This is a genomic window from Streptomyces sp. NPDC046759, assembly GCF_040645475.1.
In the GTDB taxonomy this organism is placed as follows: Bacteria; Actinomycetota; Actinomycetes; order Streptomycetales; family Streptomycetaceae; genus Streptomyces.
In genome coordinates this window covers 46,112-58,703 of sequence record NZ_JBEYYJ010000016.1, presented here as the reverse complement: position 1 = coordinate 58,703, position 12,592 = coordinate 46,112, and the positions used below count along the sequence as shown (strand labels likewise).

The 12,592-nt window shown below is 71.4% G+C and carries 14 protein-coding genes and 2 tRNA genes; 11 read left to right on the top strand and 5 right to left on the bottom strand.

The genetic code is table 11. The annotated features are described in order from the left end of the window. Positions 1-5 precede the first annotated feature (5 nt). Positions 6-830 carry a GNAT family N-acetyltransferase gene (locus ABZ919_RS22005; protein ID WP_361250312.1) on the top strand — a complete coding sequence of 275 codons (825 nt, stop codon included), beginning with the start codon at positions 6-8 and terminating at the stop codon, positions 828-830. Between the two features lie 79 nt (positions 831-909). Here ABZ919_RS22005 and ABZ919_RS22000 read toward each other — a convergent pair whose 3' ends face one another. Beyond that, positions 910-1,434: a DsbA family protein gene (locus ABZ919_RS22000; protein WP_361250309.1), complete on the bottom strand. Its 525-nt coding sequence runs from the start codon at positions 1,432-1,434 to the stop codon at positions 910-912. Between the two features lie 285 nt (positions 1,435-1,719). Between ABZ919_RS22000 and ABZ919_RS21995 the strand changes: the two genes are divergently transcribed. Then, positions 1,720-2,160: a hypothetical protein gene (locus ABZ919_RS21995; protein WP_361250306.1), complete on the top strand. Its 441-nt coding sequence runs from the start codon at positions 1,720-1,722 to the stop codon at positions 2,158-2,160. Between the two features lie 212 nt (positions 2,161-2,372). Beyond that, on the top strand, positions 2,373-2,525 hold the full coding sequence (locus tag ABZ919_RS21990; RefSeq protein WP_165289388.1) for a hypothetical protein: 153 nt from the start codon (positions 2,373-2,375) through the stop codon (positions 2,523-2,525). Positions 2,526-2,666: 141 nt separating this feature from the next. Here the strand turns inward: ABZ919_RS21990 and ABZ919_RS21985 are convergent, their stop codons facing one another. After that, a complete protein-coding gene (locus ABZ919_RS21985; RefSeq protein ID WP_361250303.1) occupies positions 2,667-3,227 on the bottom strand; it encodes a CGNR zinc finger domain-containing protein in 561 nt (186 codons plus the stop codon). A gap of 306 nt (positions 3,228-3,533) precedes the next feature. Beyond that, positions 3,534-3,947 carry an SsgA family sporulation/cell division regulator gene (locus tag ABZ919_RS21980; RefSeq protein ID WP_004002642.1) on the bottom strand — a complete coding sequence of 138 codons (414 nt, stop codon included), beginning with the start codon at positions 3,945-3,947 and terminating at the stop codon, positions 3,534-3,536. A 191-nt stretch (positions 3,948-4,138) separates the two neighbouring features. Here ABZ919_RS21980 and ABZ919_RS21975 point away from each other — a divergent pair, with 191 nt between their 5' ends. From ABZ919_RS21975 to ABZ919_RS21955, 5 genes are all read left to right on the top strand, one after another. Continuing rightward, the gene (locus tag ABZ919_RS21975) at positions 4,139-4,627 is read left to right on the top strand and encodes a TIGR02611 family protein (RefSeq protein ID WP_361250301.1); all 489 of its coding nucleotides are present in this window, start codon (positions 4,139-4,141) and stop codon (positions 4,625-4,627) included. A gap of 85 nt (positions 4,628-4,712) precedes the next feature. Then, positions 4,713-4,784 (top strand) — tRNA-Val (locus tag ABZ919_RS21970). A gap of 822 nt (positions 4,785-5,606) precedes the next feature. Then, positions 5,607-6,053, top strand: a complete 447-nt coding sequence (locus tag ABZ919_RS21965; protein ID WP_361250298.1) for an SRPBCC family protein — start codon at positions 5,607-5,609, stop codon at positions 6,051-6,053. A gap of 39 nt (positions 6,054-6,092) precedes the next feature. Beyond that, positions 6,093-6,164: transfer RNA gene (locus ABZ919_RS21960), tRNA-Val, on the top strand. 208 nt (positions 6,165-6,372) lie between these two features. Beyond that, positions 6,373-7,098: a hypothetical protein gene (locus ABZ919_RS21955; RefSeq protein WP_361250295.1), complete on the top strand. Its 726-nt coding sequence runs from the start codon at positions 6,373-6,375 to the stop codon at positions 7,096-7,098. Here the strand turns inward: ABZ919_RS21955 and ABZ919_RS21950 are convergent. Next, entirely contained in the window at positions 7,052-7,777 is a 726-nt protein-coding gene (locus ABZ919_RS21950) for a 3'-5' exonuclease (protein WP_361250293.1), read from the bottom strand. The genes ABZ919_RS21955 and ABZ919_RS21950 overlap by 47 nt on opposite strands. A gap of 168 nt (positions 7,778-7,945) precedes the next feature. Between ABZ919_RS21950 and ABZ919_RS21945 the strand changes: the two genes are divergently transcribed. The 3 genes from ABZ919_RS21945 (at position 7,946) to thrS (ending at position 11,839) form a co-directional block, all read left to right on the top strand. Beyond that, positions 7,946-8,512 carry a DUF4365 domain-containing protein gene (locus tag ABZ919_RS21945; protein WP_361250290.1) on the top strand — a complete coding sequence of 189 codons (567 nt, stop codon included), beginning with the start codon at positions 7,946-7,948 and terminating at the stop codon, positions 8,510-8,512. Beyond that, positions 8,509-9,741: a hypothetical protein gene (locus ABZ919_RS21940; protein ID WP_361250288.1), complete on the top strand. Its 1,233-nt coding sequence runs from the start codon at positions 8,509-8,511 to the stop codon at positions 9,739-9,741. Before ABZ919_RS21945 ends, ABZ919_RS21940 begins: the two co-directional genes overlap by 4 nt. A gap of 121 nt (positions 9,742-9,862) precedes the next feature. Then, entirely contained in the window at positions 9,863-11,839 is a 1,977-nt protein-coding gene (gene thrS, locus ABZ919_RS21935) for a threonine--tRNA ligase (RefSeq protein WP_361250285.1), read from the top strand. Between the two features lie 40 nt (positions 11,840-11,879). Here the strand turns inward: thrS and ABZ919_RS21930 are convergent, their stop codons facing one another. Further along, the gene (locus ABZ919_RS21930) at positions 11,880-12,536 is read right to left on the bottom strand and encodes an ion channel (protein ID WP_361250282.1); all 657 of its coding nucleotides are present in this window, start codon (positions 12,534-12,536) and stop codon (positions 11,880-11,882) included. Between the last annotated feature and the right edge of the window lie 56 nt (positions 12,537-12,592).

The window sequence follows — 12,592 nt, the reverse complement described above, 5'->3', positions numbered from 1 at the left end:
CACTGATGACCACGACCCTGCGGCCGGCCGAGCCGCTCCGGCACCATCCCGACGGCACCCGTTCCCGCCGCTACCAGGTGTGCGTGAACAGCCGTCCCGTCGGCGAGATACACCTGGGCACCTCGCCCTCGTTCGGCGACTCGATGGCACGCGTCGTCGACGTGCGGATCGACGAGCCCGACCGGCGACGCGGCCGGGGCACGGTGGCGGCGCTCGCCGCCGAGGAGGTGGCGCGGGGCTGGGGCTGCACCCAGATCGAGGCTCTCGTCCCCGCCTCGGCCGACATCGCCCTGCGGCTGTTCGACGCCCTCGGCTACACCCTGCGCAACCGCGGCATGGAGAAACGCCTCGGCACCACTGCGCCCGGGCTGCCGCAGGGCAGCACGGCGCGTCCGATGACCGAAGCCGATTTCGCTGCGTGGTACGAGTACGAGTACGAGGGGTACGCGCACCTGTGGATCGAACGTGGCTTCCCTGAGGCCACGGCCTACGCCAAGGCCCGCAGCGACCACGAGAGACTGCTGCCGCACGGACTCGCGACCGACGGCATGGTCTTCAGCGTCCTGGAGCACGAAGGGGCCCGGGTGGGCACACTGTGGCTGGCTCTGCAGGACACCAGGGCGTACGTGTTCGACGTCGAGACCGACGCCGGCCTCCGCGGCCGCGGGCACGGCCGTACGCTCATGCTGCTGGCCGAACGCCAGGCGATCGAGGCGGGCCGGCCGGTGATCGGTCTCAATGTGCACGCGGGCAACACCGCGGCCGAGCGGCTGTACGAGTCGCTGGGCTACGAGACGACCTTCCGTTCCCTCGCCAAGCCTCTGCTGTAGGGCTGCGCCGGGTTTCGCCGGGTTTCGTGTGCGGGCCGAGCCCCTGCGGTGGGGCGCCGTCTCCGTCCTGGCGCCGGGCTCAGGCCTGCCGGCCGCTGAGCAGTCGGTCGGCGATCTCCTCGATGCGCCGGCGCAGCCCCTCCTGGCTCTTGCCGCCGTCGAGACGTTCACCGCCGATGACGTAGGTCGGGGTGCCGGTCACCCCGATCGCCTTGCCCTCGGCCTGGTCGGCGTCCACGATCAGGATGTGCCGGCCGTCGATCAGAGCGGTGTCGAACTCCTCGGCATCCAGGCCGAGTTCACCGGCGATCTCGACCAGGAAGGGCTCGCCCTTGCCGTCCAGCTCCTCGACCCGCTCCAGCACGGCCTCGACGTACGGCCAGCCCTTGCCCTGCTCCAGCGCCTCCTCGGCGGCCTGCGCGGCGGCGAAGGCGTGCTTGTGCTTCTCCAGCGGGAAGTGCCGCAGCCGCAGCTCCAGCCGGTCGCCGTAGCGGGCGCGCAGGGCGCGGACGTCGTCCAGGGCGGTGCGGCAGTCGGGGCACTGCAGTTCGCACCAGACATCGAGAACGACGGCGTCGGTGCGTGCGGGGGTGGAGTCGCTCATGGCCACCAGTCTTCCAGGCCGGGCGCGGGCGACCCAATCGGGACGGCGGGGCGGCCGGGCCCGGGCCCGGGCCCGCATGCCGGGGGAGCGCTCGGCGGGGGTACGGCACCGCAGCGGCACCCCAGGAGGAGGCGACCCCGGGATCTCCCGGAGATGTCCCTGATGTCCCGCTGGAGCGTGGCACAGCGAGGACGGGGCGGTGCAGGATGGAGGGGACGGAGGCGGTGTGCCGTGCCGGTGCGCCGCGTCCGCCGTCGAACCGACCGAGCCCGCCAGGAGGACCGGATGATTGCCGAAACCGTCTGCTCGGCCGTGTCCGCGGCGGGCCTGGGTATCGCGGTGGTCACGGCTTACCGCAGGCGTTTCCTCGCGGCGGCCCGCATCGCCGCCTACGCGCTGGTGCCGGTCGCGCTGGTGATGACGGGTGTCGTCGGATGGCTCGCCGGCACCGCCTTCAGCCCGACCGCCTGGGCGGGTTTCGGGTTGCTGGGCGCGGCCTGGCTCCTGCTCGCGAGCACGCGCGCGGTCGAACGCCGTCGCGGAACTCGCGCCGAGCGTGGCGCGGGGCGCGGCGACCGGACCGAGGGCGTGGCCCCGGGCGCCTCCGCCCCCTCCCTGGGCTCGGGCACCCGGTCCGCGGCCGGCCCCACCTCCGGAGCGCGCGCCAAGGGCTCGTCGGACGACTTCCGCGACATCGAGGCCATCCTCAAGAAGCACGGCATATGACCTCCCGCACTCCTTCGCGGCGGCGCCTCGAGCCCGTCGGCCCCTACGCCGGCCCCTTCGGAGCGAAACGACACAGAGCGTCGCGCGGCCGGCCGGAACCGTTCACAAGCCGAAGCAAGTCGGACGAGACGGCGCGGAATGCGGCAACTCCCGCATAACGCGGGTGTGTTGATCGCGTACGGGGTCTCTTCTGCGTCATGATCTGCGGCGAGATGCTGGACACGAGACAGAGCGAGGCCGCGCCGCCGAAGGACGAGCCGCGCGGGTGCCTCTTCGCCCTATCCCAGCCACCGCTGATGATCTTCCTTGCGGTGATCGGGTGTCTGCTCCTCATGGCTGCGCTGCACGACCTGCTGTTGCTGTGAGCCGTACACGTCCGTCCCGGCGCCACCCGCCGGGACCGACGTCGCCCCGGCCGCACGGCCACGTGCCCGCCGCGTCCCTCCGGGCGCTGGGCTCGCCCGGTTCGCACCCGAGCTGCCGGCCGCGGCTGGAACCGCCGTTCGTCAGCCGGTCGCTTCCTTGCGCCGGGCCCGGTAGGCGGCCACATGCAGCCGGTTACCGCAGGTGCGGCTGTCGCAGTAGCGGCGCGAGCGGTTGCGCGAGAGGTCGACGAAGGCGCGGCGGCAGTCGGGCGCCTCGCAGCGCCGCAGTCGCTCCTGTTCCCCGGCCACGACGAAGAAGGCGAGCGCCATGCCGCAGTCGGCGGCGAGATGGTCGGCCACGGAGGCGCCGGGCGCGAAGTAGTGCACATGCCAGTCGTAGCCGTCGTGGTCCGTCAGGCGCGGGGTGGTGCCCGCCGCGGCGACCAGCTCGTTGATCAGCCCGGCGGCGGAGCGGGCGTCCGGGGCGGCGAAGATCGCCGCGAAACGCCCCCGGACCCTGCGCACCGCCGAGAGGTCGAACTCCGACAGCACGCCGACATCGCTGATGTCATGGTTTCGTACGAAATCCGCGAGCGCCGGGACGTCGGGCAGTCCGTCGGCCGCCACGTCGTCCTCCGGCGCGGTGTTCACCAGATCCACCACGGTGTCGAGGGCGCACCGGGTGTCGTGGGTGATCAGCACGTTTCGCTCCCTGGCCTGAGGGTCGGGCGGACGCCCGCCGATGCTGGCCGATGGTAGCGACAACCCTGCCCGCCGCACCGTCCCCTGCCCGACCTCGATTGCCCGTAGAACGCCTCCGCGCCCCAGGTGGTTCCCGCATCGTGGCCGCATGCGCCGTTCGGGCCGCGCGGACCGGATGGGCACAGGTCGACGCCGTCGCACGTGAATCACTCACGGTGACGGCGCCGGGCTGTCCCGTATGCGGTTGTCTTGGCCCGAGCCGTCTCCCCGAGTGGACGGCGCCGGGCTGCTTTCGAGGGCGGCGACCTAGCTCTCCGCCAGGATGTGCGAGAGCTCCTGATCCAGATCGAAGTGCCGGTGTTCCGTGCCGGGCGGCACGGCGGCATCGGTTCGCTTCAGGAACGACTCCAAGGCCCGCGCCGGGGCCTCGAGCAGCGCCTCCCCCTCCGGGGAGCTGAGGGCGATGCAGACGACGCCCTGACCATGACTGCGGGATGGCCAGACGCGGACATCGCCGGTGCCGGTGGGCCGGTGAAGCCCCTCGGCGAGGAGGTCGCGGGCGAACACCCACTCGACGGTCTCCTCGGCTCCGGTGTGGAAGGTGGCGTGCACGGCGTAGGGGTCGGCCGTGTCGTACCGCAGGCCTGCGGGGACAGGCAGGGAGGACTCGCTCGACACAACGAGGCGCAGGTGCAGCTCGCAGCTGACCGTGGTGTTCATAAGCGCCAGGGCCTTTCGCTCAGTGTGCGCTCGGGGATTCGCACGTCGGCGAAATCGACATGCCACCTACGATGCCGTTGTAAACCCCTCTGAGGGTTTTGCGTGGCTTTACGTAACTCTTCCGGCCGAGAACTCGTACGGGATCTACGACCATTCCGGTGACTGGATTCACTCCGGTAGGGTTTGTCTGTATGAATACGGGGAGTGACGAGCCTGGCGAGGTCGCCGTGGCGGCGGACAAGGCGAGGGCGCACCGGCGGGAGGCCGGCAGCGAAGCCGGGCCGGGTGCGGGGAGCGTGACCCGCGCCGGGCTCGGCTCCCGGGCGCCGCGCTTCGTCAGGGCCCACCGGCTGCTGCATCTGAGCTGGCAGGTCGGGGTCTTCGTGGTCGGCCTCGCGGTCGTCGTCGCGGGCATCGTCATGCTGCCGCTGCCCGGACCCGGCTGGGTGGTGATCTTCGGCGGCCTGGCGATCTGGGCGACCGAGTTCGTCTGGGCGCAGCTGGTGCTCCGCTGGACCAAGCGCAAGGTCACCGAGGCCGCTCAGCAGGCCCTCGATCCCCGGGTGCGCCGCCGCAACATCGCACTCACCGTGATCGGACTGGTGATCGTGGCCGTGCTGGTCGGGATCTACGTGTGGAAATTCGGCCTCGTCATGCCGTGGAAGATCAAGGATCAGTGAGCCGGCTCCGCCGCCCGGCCGTCCGCCGCCCCGGCCCCCGGGTCGGAAGCACCCCCTGACATCGGGTAATGTTCTTCCTGCGCCCGGGCGATTAGCTCAGTGGGAGAGCGCTTCGTTCACACCGAAGAGGTCACTGGTTCGAGCCCAGTATCGCCCACCCGGACCGACGGCCCACCTGCTCAACATCAGGTGGGCCGTCGGCGTATGCGCACGGGGCGAGGAGGGGACCCGGCCCGTCGGCCCGCCCGTCGCCCGCTCGCGAGCCCCTGCCGGGCAGACGCGTCCCACAGGTGGACTTGCGCCGAACCGGCAACAGGTCTCGTCCACGACGGGCCGCCCGCAGGAACCTCTTCCCGGGCCGGGCGGACGCAAGATCGAACCCGACGAAGCGGACCTGGACTTCCCGGCGGCGCGTTCGAGCGGACGGCGATGACCGGGGCGCTGAACCTCCCTGTACATCGGCGGTGGCCCGGACGCCTCGCTCGCCTGGCCGGCCGCCGCGGCCAAGGCGTGTTCCGAGAACGCTGCCCGGCCTTTTCGGCTCGCATGTCCTCGACAGCCGCGGCCACTTCGTCCGGCAGGAACGGCCGGAGGGGACGAACCGGTTCCTGATCGACGACTCGGCTCCCTGCCCGCCGAATAGCTGCCCGCGGCCGGATGGAGGCGGAACCGGTGCCGGAGAGGGGGACGGTGACGATCCGTTACTCGCGGTGCGACGCCCCCGTGGAGAAGGAGAACCGGAAGCCCGGGTCAGGACAAACTTCCGGGCGTACCTATCTTTCTGTCCCGGACCATTTCCAAAATGCCGTCACCTTTATTCAGAAGTACGACAAGCCAGGAATTCACCTCGGCCCGGCCGGAGCGTGGGGGAGCGCCGTCGCACGGGCGGCGGCGCTCGCTCCGTGAGTGTGCCTCGTGCCACGGCACGGCACATGAGTACAGGTACTCAGACGCATGCGCGGACGGGCAGACTCCGCCCATGGACTGGAACCACTACCGCTTCCGCAGCCTGTGGTCGCTGCCCGCGCCGCCCGCCGCCGTCTACGCGGTGCTGGAGCAGCCCGAGGACTACCCCCGCTGGTGGCCGCAGATACGGTCGGTGACCCGGCTGGACGACTCCACCGGCGTCCTCACCATCCGGTCCTTCCTGCCGTACGACATGACCTTCACCGCACACCGGACCCGTCACGACCCGGACTCCGGTGTGCTGGAGGTGACCATGACCGGTGACATCGAGGGCTGGGCGCGCTGGACGGTCACCGCCGAGGGCCGCGGGACCCTGGCCCGCTACGACCAGGAAGTGCGCGTGCACAAGCCACTGCTCCGCCGGCTCGCCCTGCCCTGCCGCCCGCTCTTCCGTGCCAACCACCGCCTGATGATGCGGTCGGGGCGGCGCGGACTGCTGCGCCGGCTGGAAGCGGTTTGAAGGAACCACACCGGGACCTGTATGGTTCAGTGCGTTCCCGGGCGATTAGCTCAGTGGGAGAGCGCTTCGTTCACACCGAAGAGGTCACTGGTTCGAACCCAGTATCGCCCACCGGGAAAGGGCCGGTCCGCAAGCAGCGGACCGGCCCTTCTTTGTTTCCCCGGGACCGGCATACGCTTCCGATCTTCGCGGGGCTGGGGAGGCCCCCGCGACAAGGGAGGGGGACGTTTCCTTGGGGACACGACCGGGCGCGAGACCCAGGCCGACCCGGACCGTGACGCGGGGACGCAGACGCTTCACCTGGCCCAAGGTCATCCTTGTGGCGGTGCTGCTCAGCGGTGTCGTCGCGCTGTTCCGGGTGGGCGGGAACGCGGAACGCGTCAACACCCCGTGGGTGGGCGCCGAAGTGGCCGCCGACGGCAGCATCCGCGTCACCGAGGTGATCGACTACGACGTCGGCGGCGGCCGGAACTCCGCCGGCCAGCCGGTTCTCGTGGCGGGCGTCATCGCCGTGGATGTCGGTCTCGCTCTGTGGCTGCGCGCCTGGGAGCTGCACGCCCGCACTCCGCGCCGCACCGCGCTCTGGCTCCAGGCCGAGGCGTTCCGGCGGTACCTCATGGACCCGTCCGCGGCGCCGGGCGACGAGCCACTCGACGAGGAACAGCTGGACCTGTACACCGCGGGGGCGGTGGCCCTGGACGTGGCCCACCCGTGGGACAGGGCCATCGCCGGCTCGACGGTCCCAGCCCAGCGCCGTTCCACGAGCGGGCCGGGATTCTTCACCGGCTACGCCCTCGGCCTCATGACCGCCTCCTCGTCCTCCAGCGCGCCCCGCCGTCCAGCGGCGGCGGAGGAGGCGGTGGCTTCGGCGGAGGCGGAGACGTCGGTGGAGGCAGTGGAGGCGGGGGCGGCGGCTCCTGGTGATCCCGGCCCGGTGACGCAGGCGCCTGCCCCTCGCAGGTGCCTGTCCCTCATGGGCGTCTGTCCCCCGCGGGCGCCTACGCCGCAGCCGGCAGCTCCGGCCGCAGTGGCCACTCGGTGTTGACGATCTCCTCCGAGCCGCTGCGCGCGAACCAGGCCTGCAGCCCGCGGGCCTGCGCCGCGTGCCAGTTGGCCTGGAGCGTGTGCAACTCGGCGGGGGACAGACGCTCCAGCCGGGTCGCATACCGCCGGCCCACGGCCCGTACGACCTCCAGCGCGGCCAGCGCGTCCGCGCCCGCGTCGTGCGCGTCCTGGAGTGTCACCTCGTAGTGCGCGCACAGGTCGGTCAGTGTGCGGCGGCCCTTGCGGTAGCGGTCCAGGTGCTTGTCCAGCACCCGCGGGTCCAGCACCCGCAGCGGTGCGGACTGGAACCAGTGGTCCAGCGAGGACGCCCGGTGCCGGCGCAACTCCCGGTCCAGCAGCGTGAGATCGAACGGTGCGTTCATCACCACCAGCGGGCGGCCCATCGCCGCGTGCTCCGCCAGCTGCTCGGCTATCTCGTACATCACCGGTGCCGGCCAGCGGCCGTTGCGCTGCAGGTGCTCCTCCGTCAGCCCGTGCACCGCGGTGGCCGCCTCGGGCACCGGCACGCCCGGGTTCACCAGCCAGCGGGAAACCCGGGCCCGGGTCCCCGGCGCGTCCTGGACGACGACGGCGGCCGACACGATCCGGTCGGTCTCGACGTCCACGCCCGTCGTCTCCGTGTCGAAGGCGGCCAGCGGCCCCTCGTACCAGTTCGTCATCCCAACCCAACTCCTTGTTCAACCAGGGCAGGTGACGTTCCGTCTTCTGCCCGTTTGGTGATACCCGGGCCGTTTGCGCCGTACGCCGCAAGGAGACAACAGGAGTACGGGTCTTTGCAGTTCAGCGGCCCGCAGCGGGGAAACTCTTGGCTTGGAAGGCTGTTGGTCATGGCCACTCTGCAGCCCGAGCGGGGCGGGCTGCTGCCCGATCGCACGGGCCCCCTTCGCGGCACGCTCGCCACCACCGCCTGCATGGAGACACTGCAGGTCGGCTATCTGCACGCGGTCGCCGCCGCGGCCGGCTGCTCGCTGTCCCAGCCCTTCCCGGACAACGGCATCGACTGGCACGTCAGCCACAGCGCGCCCGGACACACCGTCGACGACGAGGTGACCATCAAGGTCCAGCTGAAGGCCACGTACCAGGTCGCGCCGAACCCTCCGGGGCGCTCGTTCTCGTTCACCCTCGACAACGACCATCTGCGCAAGCTCGCCCGCACACCCGTCTCGGTGCACAAGATCCTGGTCGTCATGCTCGTCCCGCGCTCGCAGGACGACTGGCTGCGCGCCAGCCACGACCGGCTCGACCTCAGGCACTGCTGCTACTGGGTCAATCTCGCCGGCCACGCCATCACTGGCCGGAACCGGACCACCGTGCGGATCCCGACCTCGCGCATCTTCGACGACCGGGCGCTCTGCGAGATCATGACGCGGGTCGGGACGGGAGGCAGGCCATGAGGAGCCGACCGCACGAGGAGCTGCCGCGCCAGGTCCGGCCGCATCCCGAGGACCCCGCCCGGCACCGGCCCCCCGACCCCGCCCAGGTCGACCCCGCCGTGCTCGGAGCCCTGCTGCTTCGGCACGGCTGGCAGCGGCGCGGCGGAGCACCGGGACGCTACGGCCGCTGGACCCCGCCGGGGCCGGGCGGCGGCGGAACCAGCCTGCTGGTGCCGGAGAGCCGGGCCTTCCCGGACAGCGACGACCTGCTCGGCGAGGCCCTCGACGCCCTCGCCCGCAGCGAGGCGCCCGCCGCCCGCGAGGTGCTGATCTCCCTCGCCGCGCCCAGTGACGAGATCCGCTGGTGGCGCGACACCCCGACCGGACCCGTCGGCGCCGCTCCCTGGGGTGCCGACGAGCAACTGCGCGGTGCCGTACGGCAGATGCTGCTCGCCGCCGCGCTCGCCACTCGCGCGCGTGCCGGCTACTACGGCGCCCGCCACCGCCGCGCAGCCGCCGCGCTCCTCCAGGACGTCCTCGTCGGACCCGCCGCCGAGGGCCGCACCCTCACCGCCTTCGTGCCCGTGCCCACCGGCCGCCCCCTCACGGTCCGCCTCCACCAGGCCCTGTACGCCGCCCGGGAGGCCGTCGACTACCAGCGGGCCACCGGCGGCATGGACGCATTCGACGGAGCCGTCGAGGCCGGCGTCAGCCGTGAACTGACCGAGGCGCTGGCCGCGCTCGTCCGGGGCACCGAGGGCGCCCGGATCGCCGTCGCCTGGGCACCCGGCGCCGGCGTTCCCGAAGGCTGCGCGCCCTCCGCCGAACCCGTCGAGTTCTCGCCCGGCGACCTGCCCGTGCTGCGCGAGGCCGCCGCCCGCTACGTGCGCGAGGAACCCTCCGTGCCGGTCCGCCTCACCGGCGCGGTCGTCCGCATGCGCCGCTCCGGACCCGGAGGCGAGGGCACCGTACGGCTGCGCGTCCTCGCGGGCGCCGACATACCGCACGTCCGCGTCACCCTGGACGAGGAGGACTACCGCATCGCCGGCCACGCCCACCTCGTCGGACTTCCGGTGCGGGTGCAGGGCCGGCTGGAGCGGCGGGGCGGCTTCCGCCGGCTCACCGGCGCGTCCGGCGTCGTACCCGTGCAGGTCGACGAGGGGGAGCGGGACCGGCTGATGAAGTCCCTGCAGGAGAACCTCGACTTCTTCGAGGAGGCGTGCGGGGAAGGCTACGGCGACGCGGACTGAGACTGTGGACGGACGGGGACCGAGGGTGACCGTTTCGCGGTCGGCGCCGTGAGGTCGGTACGATCGCCAGTGCGCGCGCTCCTGGTATGGCGCCGCACCCACCTTCAGTCAGGAGAGACCGGTGTCAGACGTCCGTGTGATCATCCAGCGCGATTCCGAGCGGGAAGAACGCGTGGTGACGACGGGCACTACGGCCGCCGACCTCTTCGCGGGCGAGCGTTCGATCATCGCCGCGCGCGTGGGCGGCGAGCTGAAGGACCTCGCGCACGAGCTTTCCGAGGGCGATGAGGTCGAGGGCGTCGAGATCGCGTCTGAGGACGGCCTGAACATCCTTCGCCACTCCACCGCGCACGTCATGGCGCAGGCCGTGCAGGAGCTGTTCCCCGAGGCCAAGCTGGGCATCGGCCCGCCCGTCAAGGACGGCTTCTACTACGACTTCGACGTCGAGAAGCCGTTCACCCCCGAGGATCTCAAGGCCATCGAGAAGAAGATGCAGGAGATCCAGAAGCGGGGGCAGCGCTTCTCCCGCCGTGTGGTCACCGACGAGGCCGCCCGCGAGGAGCTGGCCGCCGAGCCGTACAAGCTGGAGCTGATCGGTCTCAAGGGCTCGGCCTCCTCCGACGACGGCGCGGACGTCGAGGTCGGCGCCGGTGAGCTGACGATCTACGACAACCTGGACGCCAAGACGGGCGAGCTGTGCTGGAAGGACCTCTGCCGCGGTCCCCACCTGCCCTCGACCCGCCTCATCCCGGCGTTCAAGCTGATGCGCAACGCGGCCGCCTATTGGCGCGGCAGCGAGAAGAACCCCATGCTGCAGCGCATCTACGGCACCGCCTGGCCGTCCAAGGACGAGCTGAAGGCGTACCTGGACTTCCTCGCCGAGGCCGAGAAGCGCGACCACCGCAAGCTGGGCAACGAGCTCGACCTGTTCTCCATCCCGGAGCAGATCGGCTCCGGCCTCGCCGTCTTCCACCCCAAGGGCGGCATCGTCCGCCGGGTCATGGAGGACTACTCGCGGCGCCGCCACGAGGAAGAGGGCTACGAGTTCGTCTACACCCCGCACGCGACGAAGGGGAAGCTCTTCGAGACGTCCGGGCACCTGGACTGGTACGCCGAGGGCATGTACCCGCCCATGCAGCTCGACGAGGGCGTGGACTACTACCTCAAGCCCATGAACTGCCCGATGCACAACCTGATCTTCGACGCGCGCGGCCGCTCCTACCGCGAACTTCCGCTGCGCCTTTTCGAGTTCGGGACCGTCTACCGGTACGAGAAGTCGGGCGTCGTGCACGGCCTCACCCGTGCCCGCGGCTTCACCCAGGACGACGCGCACATCTACTGCACCCGTGAGCAGATGTCCGAGGAGCTGGACAAGACGCTCACCTTCGTCCTCGGCCTGCTGCGCGACTACGGCCTGACCGACTTCTACCTCGAGCTGTCCACCAAGGACCCGGAGAAGTTCGTCGGCTCCGACGAGGTCTGGGAGGAGGCGACCGAGACGCTGCGCCAGGTTGCCGAGAAGCAGGGCCTCCCGCTGGTCCCGGACCCGGGCGGCGCCGCCTTCTACGGCCCGAAGATCTCCGTCCAGGCCAAGGACGCCATCGGCCGCACCTGGCAGATGTCGACGATCCAGCTCGACTTCAACCTGCCCGAGCGCTTCAACCTGGAGTACACCGGCCCGGACGGCTCCAAGCAGCGCCCGGTGATGATCCACCGCGCGCTGTTCGGCTCCATCGAGCGGTTCTTCGCCGTGCTGCTGGAGCACTACGCGGGCGCCTTCCCGGCCTGGCTGGCCCCCGTCCAGGCGCTCGGCATCCCGATCGGCGACGCGCACGTGGAGTACCTGGAGAAGTTCGCGGCGGCGGCCCGCAAGCAGGGCCTGCGCGTCGAGGTGGACTCCTCCTCGGACCGCATGCAGAAGAAGATCCGCAACGCCCAGAAGCAGAAGGTGCCCTTCATGGTCATCGCGGGCGACGAGGACATGTCGGGCGGTTCGGTGTCCTTCCGCTACCGCGACGGCTCCCAGGAGAACGGCATCCCGTTCGACGAGGCCATCGCCAAGATCGCGAAGGTCGTCGCGGAGCGGGCCCAGGTCTGATCCGGCCGGCCCCTGCCCCGTGCGAAGGCCCCCGGGAGGCTCAGCCTCTCGGGGGCCTCTCGTCTCCTTCGCGGGTGAAGGTCCGCATCAGCCAGGACGAGAACGAGCCGGTCACCGCGCCCAGCAGGGCGAGGCCGCCGGCCATCATCCCGATCGCGATCGCCCGGCCGAGCGGGGTCACCGGCACCACGTCGCCGTAGCCGACCGTGCTGAGCGTCGAGGCGGCCCACCACACGGCGTCCCCGAACGTGTGCATGGTGGTGCCGGGCGCCCCGCGTTCCACCTGGTAGACCGCGAGCGCGCCGGAGAAGCCGAGCAGCACGGTGGACAGACCCGCGTAGGAGATCACCCGCGCGTACAGCGAGAGCCGGGACTCCCCACGCCGGCGCTGCACGACGTCGTACAGCGGAACGATCCGCAGCGGGCGCAGCAGCGGGAGGATGACCACGGCCGTGTGCAGCACGTGCGTGGGGACGAAGCGCAGGCCCTGACCGCTGAGCCGCCAGCGCACCGCGTAGTCCGCGGCGAACACCAGCCATAGGGCGAGCAGGACGATCAGGCACAGGTCCCGCCAGAAGCCGGGCAGGCCGGGGGCCAGGACACGAGTGGCATACGCGGCCAGGAAGACCAGCGACGCCAGGAAGAGGGGGATCTCGGTGCGCTGCTCCCAGCGCTCCGCACGGCTGTCGTCGTCCACCGGCCAAGCTTGGCCGGTGACCTTCCCGCTGCCGCCCCGGCGACACGCCGAGCAGG

Excerpts from the sequence above, each read along its gene's own strand:
- ABZ919_RS21980 (WP_004002642.1), bottom strand. The coding sequence starts at position 3,947 with ATGAACACCACGGTCAGCTGCGAGCTGCACCTGCGCCTCGTTGTGTCG.
- ABZ919_RS22005 (WP_361250312.1), top strand. The coding sequence starts at position 6 with ATGACCACGACCCTGCGGCCGGCCGAGCCGCTCCGGCACCATCCCGAC.
- ABZ919_RS22000 (WP_361250309.1), bottom strand. The coding sequence starts at position 1,434 with ATGAGCGACTCCACCCCCGCACGCACCGACGCCGTCGTTCTCGATGTC.
- ABZ919_RS21945 (WP_361250290.1), top strand. The coding sequence starts at position 7,946 with ATGGCCACTCTGCAGCCCGAGCGGGGCGGGCTGCTGCCCGATCGCACG.
- ABZ919_RS21975 (WP_361250301.1), top strand. The coding sequence starts at position 4,139 with ATGAATACGGGGAGTGACGAGCCTGGCGAGGTCGCCGTGGCGGCGGAC.
- ABZ919_RS21940 (WP_361250288.1), top strand. The coding sequence starts at position 8,509 with ATGAGGAGCCGACCGCACGAGGAGCTGCCGCGCCAGGTCCGGCCGCAT.
- ABZ919_RS21950 (WP_361250293.1), bottom strand. The coding sequence starts at position 7,777 with ATGACGAACTGGTACGAGGGGCCGCTGGCCGCCTTCGACACGGAGACG.
- ABZ919_RS21995 (WP_361250306.1), top strand. The coding sequence starts at position 1,720 with ATGATTGCCGAAACCGTCTGCTCGGCCGTGTCCGCGGCGGGCCTGGGT.
- ABZ919_RS21965 (WP_361250298.1), top strand. The coding sequence starts at position 5,607 with ATGGACTGGAACCACTACCGCTTCCGCAGCCTGTGGTCGCTGCCCGCG.
- ABZ919_RS21990 (WP_165289388.1), top strand. The coding sequence starts at position 2,373 with ATGCTGGACACGAGACAGAGCGAGGCCGCGCCGCCGAAGGACGAGCCG.